This is a genomic window from Streptomyces sp. (genome assembly GCF_036524955.1).
GTDB lineage: Bacteria > Actinomycetota > Actinomycetes > Streptomycetales > Streptomycetaceae > Actinacidiphila.
On sequence record NZ_DATDBG010000079.1, the window covers coordinates 1 to 12,111 of the forward strand.

Sequence of the window (12,111 nt, forward strand, 5' to 3'; positions counted from 1 at the left end):
TGTGCGGGCGGGTCGCCTCGGCCACCCACGACGCCGGCAGCAGCCGCTGCCCCCGCCATACGCCGCCGCGCAGATGGAGCAGCCCGAGCCGGGCGATCGCGTCCGTGGCGGCGTGCAGCCCGCTGAAGGCCAGGTCCCGGCGGGGGTGACACGGTGTGACTCTCCCCGACTCCGCCGGGACCCTCCCCGCGTGCGCCGGAGCCGGGGCGAGGGCGGTGGGCGGGCGAACGGGCCGCTCAAGCGGGCGGCGCCCCCCGGCCGCGCAGCCCGTCCAGCACCGCGTGCCGTGCGCACCGAGCCGGGCCGAGGGCCGGCCTGCCGGCGGCCGGTAGGGGTCCGGGAGGTCAGGCCGTCGGCAGACGGTGCAGCCGGACCCCGGAGAGCCGGCCGTCGGCCGCCTCGGCCGTCATGTACGTGCAGTGCGGCTGCCGGCGCCGGTCGGTCGGCGACCCCGGGTTGAGCAGCCGCAGCCCGCCCGGCGCCGTCGTGTCCCACGGGATGTGGCTGTGCCCGAAGACCAGCACGTCCACCCCGGGAAACCGCTGGGCGCACCGCTCCTCGCGGCCCCGCGCGTCACCGGTCTCGTGCACCACCGCGAACCGCACCCCGCCGATCTCGGCCCGCGCCACCTCGGGCAGCCGCGCCCGCAACCGGGGCCCGTCGTTGTTCCCGTACACCCCTACGAGGCGCCCCGCCCGCCCCTCCAGCAGCTCCAGCGTCGCGACGTCCACCCAGTCACCCGCGTGCATCACGACGTCCGCGCGCCCGACCTCCGCGAGCAGTGGCCCGGGCAGCCCCCTGGCACGCTTCGGCACGTGCGTGTCGGACATCAGCAGCAGTCGCACGCCTCATCCTCCCGCGCCGCGCACAAGGCCGCACCCGGACCGGGGGAACCCGGAACGCCGCCCGGCGGGCACCGCGTTCTCAGCCGATCTGCCGCTGGACCAGCTCACGGAAGAGCCCGCCCGTCTCGGCCAGCAGCTCCCCCGGCGGGCCCTGCTGCACGACGCGGCCGTCGGCCAGCACGATCACCCGGTCCGCGTCCATGACCGTGGAGAGGCGGTGGGCGATGACGACGCGAGTGGCGCGCAGTGCGCGGGTGCTGTCGATGACGGTGCGCTGGGTGGCGTTGTCGAGGGCACTGGTGGCCTCGTCGAGAAAGAGCACGCGGGGACGGCGGATCAGGGCCGAGGCGATCATCAGGCGTTGGCGCTGGCCTCCGGACACCGCCCCGCCGCCGTCGGACATGACGGTGTGCATGCCCATCGGCATGGCCTTGATGTCCTCGGCCAGGCCCGCCATCGCCGCGGCCTCCCACGCCTCCTCCAGCGAGTACGCCTCGGACCCGCGGATGCAGTCGAGGATTGAACCGGTGAACGGCTGCGCGTTCTGGAGCACCACCCCGCACTGGCGGCGCACCGCCGCCTGGTCGAGTGCGGCCAGGTCCTGACCGTCGTAGAGCACGCTGCCCGCCACCGGCCGGTCGAAGCCGATCAGCAGCCGCAGCAGGGTGGACTTGCCGCAGCCACTGGCACCGACGACCGCCACGAACTCGCCCGGCCGTACCCGGAACGACACGTCGTCCAGCACCAGCGGCCCGTCGTCGGAGTAGCGGAAGGACAGGCCCTTCGCCTCGATCCCGCCGGCCAGCACACCGGGCTGCGCGCTGCCCGTACGCACCTCGGGCCGCTCCGCCAGCACCGGCCTGATCTGCTCGTACATCGGGAGTACGGCGACGGCCGAGACCAGCGCGCCGGTGAGCTGGGTGACCGAGCCCAGCATCATCGTCACGGCCGTACTGAAGGTGAGGAATCCGCTCGCGGACAAGCTCCCGCGGGCCGGCCCGGCCAGCAGCACGAACATCAGCAGCGTGCACAGCGGCAGGTAGACCGCATTGAGCACGGTGGTGAGGTTCCGGATCCGGCCGACCCGCTGCTGCAGTTCGCGGCTGCGGGCGAACTCCGTCGCCCATGCGGCGTACGCGAAGCTCTCCGCCGCGGCGACCCGCAGTTTCGGCAGTCCGCGCAGGGTCTGGAAGGCCCGGTTGTTGAGCGTGTTGCCCAGCTCCACCAGGCGGCGCTGCCAGCGCAGTTGCCACAGACCGGCGGCGAGGAAGACCGAGGCGACGACGGTCAGCATGGCCAGCGCCACCAGCGCCAGCGGAACGCTGTAGCACAGCAGCAGGACGAGGTTGACCACGGCGACCGTGCCGGACTGCACGGCCACCGAACTGACGCCGGACAGCACCCGGCGGATCGCGCTGATCCCCATCGCGGCGCCGGCCAGTTCGCCCGTGGAGCGCTGCGCGAAGAACCGGGTGGGCAGCCGCAGCAACCGGTCCCACACGGCCGGTTGCAAGGTGGCCTCGATCCGGCCCTCCATCCGCAGGATGGCGATGTTCTGCAGCAGCATGAATGCCGCCGAGACAACGGTCGCCGCCACGATCGCCAGCGCGGCCTGCACGATGAGCCCCTTCTCGCCGCGCGGGACGTACGAGCCGAGCACCTGGCCGGTGGCGATCGGCACCAGCGCGCCGAGGCCGACCGCGACCAGGCTGCCCACCACCAGACGGCTCAGGTCCGCCCCGGTGCCGTGCAGGCTGAAGCGGAGCAACCGCCAGGGGGAGACCGGCTGTTCGGGCAGCGGGCGGTAGAACATCACGGCGTCCGGTTCGAACCGGTCCGCGTCCGCACCGCCGACCGGGGTCCGCTCGCCGCTGACCGGGTCCACCGCCTCGTACCGGCCACGGCGCCACAGCAGCGCGACCGGCGCACCCGTACCGGCCCGGTGACCGACCAGCGGACCGCAGTCCTCCCGCCACCACCGCCCGCCGAGCCGGACCGTACGGGTGCGGAAGCCCGAGGCCAGCGCGACCCGCTCCACCGGCGGGACCCGGCTGTCGAACGAGCCCGCGGGCGCCGACACCTCGATGCCGGCGGCGTCCCCGACCAGACGGCAGGCGGCGAGCGCGGCGTCTGCCGTCCGGTCGGGAGCGCGGCCCGCGGCCTCGGCCGCCCTGCCCGCGGAGCGGTCGATGGAGGCCAGCAACGCCTGGTCGGCCTGCGCGCCGGCGGCCCGGCCCGCCGCCATGCCCGCCGCCGCCCGCTCCTCGTGGGCGCGCTCCAGCCCTTCGATCCAGCGGCCCAGCGAGGTCAGCAGCCGCGACTGCTGGGTGACCACGCGTTGCCACATCGCGCCGTCGATCAGCAGGTCGGCGGCGCTCTCCGCGCCGTACGCGGCCCCGTACCGCACGCTGCCCGGGTCCACCGGCATCCACAGGATGTCGTCGTCGGCCGTCGGGCTCTCGGTGGCCGGCCGCCCGTCCACCCGCGCCTCGAACAGGACGCGCAGACCGCGCCCGAGCCCGCGCGCGAAGGCGTCCTCCAGCGGGCTGTCATACGGGTACGGCGCGTGCCCGCCGAACCGGCCGTGCCCGTCGTACTGCTGGTACCCGCCGTACTGCTGGTACCCGCTGTACCCGTCGTACTCGTGGAAGGCACCCGGGTACGCGGTCGGCGTCAGCTCCCGCAGGGGTATCCGCCGCACCACGCACTCCTGCGCCGGCCTGCTGACCAGCGTGTGGTGCGGGCCCTCCACCGGTCCGAGCAGCAGCGTGCCCGACTCCAGCCGGCCGAGGAAGTGCCAGTGGCCCTGCCCCGCCGGGTCCACCGCGAAGAGGTCCATCGCGCCGGCCACGACGAGCCACAGCACGTGCGGCCCCTCCAGCGGCAGGCTGCGCAGCCCCGCGCAGTCGACCGGCGCGCCCAGCCCGCCGAGCGCGCCGATCACCACGTCGCCCGGCCCGTACCCGGGTCCCGGAACGACGCCTCCGTCGCCGGCTCCCGGAACACCACCACCGGCCCCCGGCTCCGGCACCGCCGTCACGGGCCCCTGAATCCCCTGAATCCCCTGAACCGCGGGGAACGACGTCACCTCAGCGCTCCCTGACCAGTTCCGCATAGGTCCCTCCGGCCGCCACCAGCTCCTCGTGCCTCCCGCGCTCCACGACCGTGCCACGGTCCAGCACGACGATCTCGTCGCTGTCCCGTACCGTGCTCAGCCGGTGCGCGATCACCACGCACGCGCAGCCGCGGCGCCGCAGGTTGTCGATGATGACCTGTTCGGTCTCCGCGTCCAGGGCGCTGGTCACCTCGTCCAGGACCAGTACGGTGGGCCGCCGTACCAGGGCGCGGGCGATCTCCAGACGCTGCCGCTGGCCCCCGGAGAAATTGCGGCCGTCCTGCTCCACGCGGCAGCGGATGCCGCCGGGACGCCTGGCGACCACGTCGTGCACGGCGGCGTCCTCCAGCGCGGCGACCACGTCCTCGTCGGGGATCGACGGGTCCCACAGCGCCACGTTGTCGCGGACGGTGCCCTCGAAGAGGAAGACGTCCTGGTCGACGAAGGAGACCGAGGCGGACAGGGCACCCCGCGGGATGTCCTCCAGACGGTGCCCGTCGATCCGGATGACGCCCTCCCAGGGCCGGTACAGGCCGGAGATCAGCCGGGAGACGGTGGACTTGCCGCTGCCCGAGCCGCCGACCAGCGCCACCTGCCGGCCAGGCCCCACCGACAGCGAGAAGTCGCTGAGCAGCGGCTGGTCCAGTGGGCTGTACCCGAAGGTGACGTTCTCCAGCGTCACGTGTCCGCTCAGCCTGCGGGCGCTCGCGTCGGGCCCGGGGCCGCGCGCGTACAACGCGTCCACCGGGAAACTCTCCACGTCCTTCAGCCGGGTGACGTCCGCGGCGAAGTCCTGCACCCGACCGGCCACCCCGTTCAGCCGGGTGACCGGCGCGGTGAAGCTGGTCACCAGGGCCTGGAAGGCGACGAGCAGGCCGACCGAGATCCGGCCCTCGACCGCGCGCTGCCCGCCGATCAGCAGGATCAGCGCGCTGTTGAGCGCGGCCAGGGCGGGTGCGACGACGGCCAGCGCGGCGCTCGGCACCCCGAGCCGCTGCTGCCCGTCCAGCGTGGCCGCGTGCTGCCCGGCCCAGCGGCGGAAGTACCCGCTCTCGCCGCCGGTCGCCTTCATCGTCTCGATCAGCTGGAGCCCGCTGTACGAGGTGTTGGTCAGCCGCGCCGTGTCCGCCCGCAGCCGGTGGGTGCCGGTCGCGCGGATCCGTACCACGATCCGCATCGCCGCCACGTTGAGCAGCGCCACCGCCACACCCACAAGGGTCAGTTGGGGATCGTACGACCAGAGCAGCACCGCGTACAGGAGCACCACGACCGCGTCCACGCCCGCCGCCGCCAGGTCCCGCGCCAGCGTCTCGGCCACCGAGTCGTTGGTCTGCAGGCGCTGGACCAGGTCCGCCGGGTTGCGCTGCGCGAAGAACTGCACGGGCAGCCGCAGCAGATGCCGCATGAACCGGGCGCTGCTCAGCGTCGAGGAGATGATCCGCCCGCGCAGCAGGTTCGCCTGCTGCACCGCGGTCAGCGCGACGGTGAGCGCCACCATGGTCCCGAGTGAGGCGAAGAGGGTGCCCAGCAGCGAGGTCTGGCCGCCGATCAGGAAGCTGTCGATGTAGGTACGGTTCAGCGCCGGTACCGCCGCGCCGACCAGCACCAGCAGGAAACTGGCCAGTACCGCGGCCAGCATCGTGCCCGAGGTGCCGCGCAGCCGGGACGGCAGGGCGCTCAGCACCCCGGGCCTGCGCCCGCCCTTGCGGAAGCCGGCCCCGCGCTCGAAGGTCAGCACCACCCCGGTGAAGCTGGTGTCGAAGTCCTCCATGCGGACGAAGCGCCGGCCCCTGGCCGGGTCGTTGACGAGCACGCCCCGGCGGCCCAGACGGCGCGCCGTGCCGTCGTAGACGACGTAGTGGTTGAACTCCCAGAACAGGATGGCCGGCGCCGCCACCTCGGCCAGCGCGGCCGGCTCCATCTGCATGCCCTTGGCCTGGAGGCCGTAGCCGCGGGCCGCCTTGAGCAGGTTGCTGGCGCGGGACCCGTCGCGGGAGACACCGCAGGCGATACGGAGCTGTTCAAGCGGTACGTGCCGGCCGTGGTGCCCGAGCACCATGGCGAGCGCCGCGGCGCCGCACTCCACGGCCTCCATCTGGAGCACGGTGGGGGTGCGAACGGCCCGCTGCCTCCGGGGGCTCCGGACCGCCTTCCGCCCCCGGGGAGCGCGGCGCCGCGGGCTCACGGCCACCGGTTCGGGGCGGCGCCGCCGGCGCCGGTCCGCCTCGGGACTGTGCCGCGCGCTCACGGCAGCAGCCAGTCGATCGGACGCTGCGCGGACAGGTGTACGGAGCCGCTGACCGTCGTCATCGAGCTGAGCCGGTACGGCGGGCCGGCCTGCGAGGACCAGTCGTACCCGGAGGGCGTGCCGGCCGACCGGTCGAGCCGGACCGTCACCGCCACCGGAGTGCCCTTCGCCGAGAAGGCCTCGCCCAGCCGGCTGTCCCCGAGGAAGCCGGTGATCTGCCGCGGCGTCTGCGGCTCGCCGCCGACCGCCGTGACGGTGCCGTGCAGCCGCCCGAAGCTCCGGGCCGGGACCGACTGGACGGTCAGGTCCACGGCCGCGCCGACCGGGATCGCCGACGCGCCGCCGTCCGGCACGTACAACACCGCCACCAGTGGGTCGCCGGTACGCGCGACGCGCTCCACGGTCGCCACATCGGCGCCGACCGAGACCACCGCGCCGATCCCGGCGGAGAGCGAGACCACCCGGCCGGCGGCCACGGTCCGCACCGGCCGCACGCCCGTACCCGTCCGCAGGGAGAGCAGCGGCGCGCCGGCGGGCAGCGAGTCGCCCTCCTTCGCCCGCACGTCCACGACCTGCCCGGCGAGCGGGCTCTGCAGCACGTAACTGCCCTGCGCGTGGGTGAGGACGCCGGGCACGTCGAGCTTGGACGACACCGTGCCGGTCACCGCCCAGACACCCGCGACCGCGACCACGACGAGCGTCACGGCCAGCACGAGCAGGTGCTGCGGCCGGGCGAAACGCACCGGCAGATCCAGCTCGTCGGGGGACCGGAGCTTGGAGAGCGCCTTCTGCCGGAACTCCACGGACCTCTTCCTTCGCGCGGGGGAGACCCCCTGTTCCCTTTGGTGCGGGACTTCGGGTTGTTGCGGGGCCACGGGTGAAACCCCGTGGACCCCGGACCGTTGGGGGTCCGGGGTCCACGGGGGGTGATCGCCTGGCTCAGATGCCGGCGCCACCGTGGACGGAGCCGGTGGGGCTGGACAGGCCCACGAGGCCGACCGGCGCCAGGGAGGTGGCCGTCGAGACCAGGTCGGTCACGCCGTCGATCGAAACGCCACCGGCGATGTCCAGGCCGGCGAGGCTGACGCCGCCGCCCGCGCCGACGCCGCCCGAGACGTTGTCCAGGTCGCTGTCGGAAATCTCGCGGGTCTCGACCTGGGGCGTGGAGTCCTTACGCATGACTGCGTTTCCCTTCATCGTTCTGAAACATTTCTCAAAGGCGCCGGCCGGCCCGAAAACATATCCGAACAGGCCGCCGCAACGGTCGTCTCGCGCCCGCCCGGACCTGCCGGAATGCGTGCTCTCAACTCCCGTATGGCGCACGATACAAGCACGTCGGCGGCGGTCCGGCCAGTTGGCCCGGCCGGACTTTCGGTGCGATTGTGCGCGACGGTGATCCGGTGCCCACGGAATCCGAACGATTCCTTCACAGGTATCGCCGCTTGGCCGCCAGAAGGGCCTCCCACCAGCAATTATTCTCGAACACGCCTGCGCTTACGGCGCCGTCCCCGGTCCGTTGCGACCGTGCGCGGGGTGTGCGTGTGCAGCTTCTGCGACTGTGCTGTGCGGGCCCGCCGAAACCTGTATTCCTACCTCCAGTTCGGCCAAGAGCACACATGATCCGGGCATGTGGGGCGATGTCCTCTTACGGCGGACACCCGGGAATTGCTCGGCCGGGTGGCACTATTCACGGACGGGCACGTGGAAGTGCGGAGGAATACGGTTGCCGAATTGGCCGGCGGCACTGCGGAATCGGGGCCGCCGGACACCTCGCGACGAGGCGCCGGCGGCCGGTCCGGCGGGGGAGCGGTGGCTCGGTCAGCCGGTCGGCTCGGTTCCTGGGGCGGGGCACCGGGTGAGCGAGCAGGCGGACTCCGAACGCCTCCGTGCTGGCGCCGGGGTTCGTCAGGGCCGCGACGTAAGTGCCGGCATCGTGCCGGTTCGCGGAACCGCCGTGCGGGGTGCAAGTGTGCTGCCCACAAGTGGGTTGACCGGCAAAAACGGGGGGTGGGGCGGTGACGGCCGGGGCGGCGGAGGATCATGGTCGGGGAGACTCCGCGCGCTCCGGCGGCTGCGCATGGCCGGCGGGCGGCGCGCGCGGACTCCCGCTTGGCGCAAGGTTCAGCCACCGCGGCTGACAGCCTCCGAAAGGCTCGTATGAAGACTGGGATCGCCGCCCCGGCAGGGGCCCCGCACAGCCGGATTCTCGGGGTCGGCGCGTACCGCCCCCGGCGGGTCGTCGACAACGCCGAGATCTGCCGGCACATCGACTCCTCGGACGAGTGGATCCGCTCCAGAACGGGGATCGTCACGCGGCATTGGGCCGGGCCGGACGAGACCCTGGGCGTCATGGCCGAGCACGCCGCCGGCAAGGCCGTCGCCATGGCCGGCATCGCCCCGGACGACATCACCTGCGTCATCGCGGCGACCTTCACCCACCTGATGCAGACCCCCGCCGTCGCCACCGAGATCGCCCACCGGATCGGCGCGACCCGCGCCGCCGGGTTCGACGTCTCCGCGGGCTGCGCCGGCTTCGTGCACGCGGTGGTGCTCGCCTCCGACGCGGTCCGCGCCCGCGGCGGCCACGTGCTGGTCGTCGGCGTGGAGCGGATGTCCGACATCCTCGACCTGACGGACCGTTCGACCGCGTTCATCTTCGGTGACGGCGCCGGTGCGGTCGTCGTCGGCCCCTCGCAGACCCCCGGCATCGGCCCGGTCGTGTGGGGCGCCGACGGCTCCCAGGCGGACGCCATCCGGCAGAGCGCGCCCTGGGACGCCCTGCGGGACGACCCCGGACACCCGTTCCCCGCGCTGCGGCAGGACGGCCAGCGGGTCTTCCGCTGGGCGGTCTACGAGATGGCCAAGGTGGCCGGTCAGGCGCTGGACGCAGCCGGGATCGAAGCGGACGACCTGGACGCGTTCATCCCGCACCAGGCCAACGAGCGCATCATCGACAGCATGACCCGGTCCATGGGCCTGCCCGCCCGGGTGACGGTCGCCAAGGACATCGTCACCTCGGGCAACACCTCCGGCGCCTCCATCCCGCTGGCGATGGAGACCGTGCTCTCCTCCGGCGCAGCGGTCTCCGGTGACACCGCGCTGCTGCTCGGCTACGGCTCAGGCCTGTCGTACGCGGCGGTGGTCGCGACCCTGCCGTGAGATCCGGTCCGTACGGCCTGGCCGGTACGCGCACCCCACCCCGTACGCCTGCCGAGCGCGCGGCCCGCCCCGCGGCTGCGGCAGGCGCGGCCCGGTTGTCCGGCGGCGCCCGGCCGTGTGACGGATCTCGCAGGGGCCGGCCGTCGGCTCCGATCTGGCCCCCGGTACGCCCCAACGGCCGCCCTGACCTGCGTCGTTCCTCTCGTCGCGGCCCCGGTGGCGGTACCGTCCCCCGCGTCCGCGCGAGTACGAGGTCCGCCGACCGTCACACCCGGCGGGTCGCAGTGCTCTACATAGACAGGAGGAGAGGCACACAAGGCTCGAACAACGCTGGACAAAGACCTGACACTCACAGTGGACGGCGGGGCGCCGACGCAGGGTCGGTGAGCGGGGCCGCCGGGTGACCGTGCGGGACCCGCACCGGTGCCCGGACGCGTGCCGTCTCCCCGCCCCCACTGGTGATGTGCGAAGAAAGCGGGGTAACTCGTGAAAGCCCTCGTCACAGCAACAGATGGCGACTCCGGAGTGCGGCTGGACTCGGTCGCGGAACCCGAACTCCTGCCCGGACAGGCGGTCGTGGCGGTCAGCGCGGTCGCCGTGAACCGCGGTGAGCTCTCCCTGACCGCACACCTTCCGCCGGGCTCCCGGCTCGGCTGGGACGTGGCCGGTACCGTCGTACACGCGGCGGCCGACGGCCGCGGTCCCGCGGTCGGCACTCGCGTACTGGGCCTGGCCGACCGTGACGGCTGGGCGGAGCGGGTCGCCCTCGACACCGGCAGACTCGCCAAACTCCCGGTCTCCCTCGACTGGCCGGCCGCAGCCGCCCTGCCCGTCGCGGGCCTCACCGCGCTCTACGCGCTCCAGCGCGCCGGGCGCCTGCTCGGCCGTACGGTACTGGTCACCGGCGCGGGCGGCGGCGTCGGCCGGGTCGCGGTGCAACTCGCCTCCGCCGCGGGCGCCCGGGTCATCGCCTGGGTCGGTTCGGCCGACCGCGCGCAGGGCCTCGACGGGCTCGGCGCGGACGTCGTGGACCTGTACGGCGCGAAGCACACCGAACCCGTCGACATCCTGCTGGACAGTTGCGGCGGGGAGGTGCTCTCCCAGGCGTTCCGGGCGGTCGTGCCCGGGGGCACAGTGGTCTCCTTCGGCAACACCGCCGGCGCCGAACTGCGGCTGCCCGCCGACTGGGGCCGCGCCCGGCCGGGCGTGAGCCTGCACTACCTGCACCTCTTCGACGAGATCACCCGCCACGACGTGGCCGGCGACCTGGCCTTCCTGGTCCAGCTCGTGGTGGAGAACCGCCTCGACCCGCAGGTCGCGCGGGTCGCCGACTGGACCGACCCGGCGCCGGCGTTACGCGGCCTGAAGGACCGGCAGGTGAACGGGAAGGTGGTGCTGGTGCTCTGACGCGCCCTCACCCGCGCGGCGCCGGCCGCTCTTCGCTCGGTTTCCTGCTCACTCTCCCCCAGCCTTCGGCCGGGGTTGCCCCCAGCGGACGGCCTCGTTCCTCGGCCGGACCCTGCGCGAGCTCGTGCGTCAGCCCTTGACCACGGACGGGCCCCGGGCCCCGGGCCGCCGGCGACCGGCTCCGGGGCACCCGGCCGTCTCGCACCCCCGGAAACGACGAAAGGGCCGGTCCTCCCCGAGGGGAGGACCGGCCTGTGGGTCGCGCGAGTGTCGGCCAGGGGGCGGCGTGCGCCGCGGGCCCGGCCCTGTCAGGCGCGGGAGATCTGCCCCCACGGCGAACGCTTCAGGTAGCGGGGGCGCCACTGCTTGCGGTAGAGGAACCGGATGGGCGGCGGGACCAGGCCGAGCACCTTCTCCTCGGTGCTGTCGGCCGCGCCGTCCAGCAGCCAGGGGAAGAACTGCGCCGCTCCCTTGGTGCCGACCTGGTTGCGCTGCTCCTCGCCGAAGTCGTCCCACTCCTTCTCGTTGAGCACGGCGTCGATCAGCGGCAGGCCCTTGACCTCCTCGTGGTCCAGGTGGCCCAGCAGCGCCGTGCTCAACTCCTCGACGGTCTCCCGCAGACGGGCCGTGTCGCCCGCGGCGAGCTGCGCGTCGATCGAGTCCATCAGCGGGTCGAGCACCGCGTGCTCGGACTCCATCGCGTCCAGCAGCGCCACCCGCTCCGGGTCGGAACCGGCCTTGCGGCGGATCGGCGGCCACAGGCTGGCGTCCTCGGCGGTGTGGTGAATCGTCAGGTAGTACTTGAAGGTGGCCCAGCCCTCCTTGAAGGCACGCAGGCTGCCGGTACGGGGGTCCGTCGCCGCCACCAGCAGCGCGAGGTCGCGCCGGAAGGCGTCGTGCACCGCGTACATCATGGTGAAGTCGAGCCGGTACGTGGCGCCGGCTCCGGTGTCGATACTCATTTCCTGCCTCCTTGTTGACGGCGTGCCGCACCCGCGGCGGAGCGCGCTGTCCAGGCAGGCGCGGTCCACGCGGTGCGGTCGCATTACTCGGTCGGCCGGCCGCCCCGCGCCCGGTAATCCGCTGTAACGGCCATGCGCAACGGGGGGCGGTGGTCATTGATGTGCGGGTCGGCGTCCTGTACGGGAATCCGGGGCGCATGTGGGCCGACGCGGGGAATTCCCTGTCGGCCGGTAAATGGTGATATTCGCTCGGGTTTCCTGCTCACTCTCCCCCAGCCTTCGGCCGGGGTTGCCCCCAGCGGACGGCCTCGTTCCTCGGCCGGCCACTGCGCGAGTTCGTGCGTCAGCCCTCGGCTGGTCCAACCTGCTCACCGT

At 73.4% G+C, this 12,111-nt stretch carries 8 protein-coding genes; 2 read left to right on the forward strand and 6 right to left on the reverse strand.

Annotated features, from left to right (window positions below; all coding sequences use genetic code 11):
* Nucleotides 1-344: 344 nt before the first annotated feature.
* From VIW71_RS07055 to VIW71_RS07075, 5 genes are all read right to left on the reverse strand, one after another.
* Nucleotides 345-845, reverse strand: a complete 501-nt coding sequence (locus tag VIW71_RS07055) for a metallophosphoesterase family protein (protein WP_331621131.1) — start codon at nucleotides 843-845, stop codon at nucleotides 345-347.
* A 79-nt stretch (nucleotides 846-924) separates the two neighbouring features.
* Nucleotides 925-3,885 (reverse strand): NHLP bacteriocin export ABC transporter permease/ATPase subunit, encoded by a 2,961-nt coding sequence (locus VIW71_RS07060; RefSeq protein ID WP_414720682.1) that lies wholly within the window; start codon nucleotides 3,883-3,885, stop codon nucleotides 925-927.
* Between the two features lie 49 nt (nucleotides 3,886-3,934).
* Nucleotides 3,935-6,208, reverse strand: coding sequence for an NHLP family bacteriocin export ABC transporter peptidase/permease/ATPase subunit (locus tag VIW71_RS07065; protein ID WP_414720683.1), 2,274 nt, complete (start codon nucleotides 6,206-6,208; stop codon nucleotides 3,935-3,937).
* A complete protein-coding gene (locus VIW71_RS07070) occupies nucleotides 6,205-7,011 on the reverse strand; it encodes an HlyD family efflux transporter periplasmic adaptor subunit (protein WP_331621132.1) in 807 nt (268 codons plus the stop codon). The genes VIW71_RS07065 and VIW71_RS07070 overlap by 4 nt, the downstream gene beginning before the upstream one ends.
* 136 nt (nucleotides 7,012-7,147) lie before the next feature.
* Nucleotides 7,148-7,387 carry a hypothetical protein gene (locus tag VIW71_RS07075; RefSeq protein WP_331621133.1) on the reverse strand — a complete coding sequence of 80 codons (240 nt, stop codon included), beginning with the start codon at nucleotides 7,385-7,387 and terminating at the stop codon, nucleotides 7,148-7,150.
* A gap of 978 nt (nucleotides 7,388-8,365) precedes the next feature.
* Here VIW71_RS07075 and VIW71_RS07080 point away from each other — a divergent pair.
* Together VIW71_RS07080 and VIW71_RS07085 are read left to right on the forward strand one after the other, a co-directional pair.
* The gene (locus VIW71_RS07080; RefSeq protein ID WP_331621135.1) at nucleotides 8,366-9,367 is read left to right on the forward strand and encodes a beta-ketoacyl-ACP synthase III; all 1,002 of its coding nucleotides are present in this window, start codon (nucleotides 8,366-8,368) and stop codon (nucleotides 9,365-9,367) included.
* 486 nt (nucleotides 9,368-9,853) lie between these two features.
* The gene (locus tag VIW71_RS07085) at nucleotides 9,854-10,774 is read left to right on the forward strand and encodes a zinc-binding dehydrogenase (protein WP_331621136.1); all 921 of its coding nucleotides are present in this window, start codon (nucleotides 9,854-9,856) and stop codon (nucleotides 10,772-10,774) included.
* A 308-nt stretch (nucleotides 10,775-11,082) separates the two neighbouring features.
* On the opposite strand, the gene VIW71_RS07090 is transcribed toward VIW71_RS07085, so the two are convergent.
* Nucleotides 11,083-11,736 carry a hemerythrin domain-containing protein gene (locus VIW71_RS07090; protein WP_331621137.1) on the reverse strand — a complete coding sequence of 218 codons (654 nt, stop codon included), beginning with the start codon at nucleotides 11,734-11,736 and terminating at the stop codon, nucleotides 11,083-11,085.
* Nucleotides 11,737-12,111 lie beyond the last annotated feature (375 nt).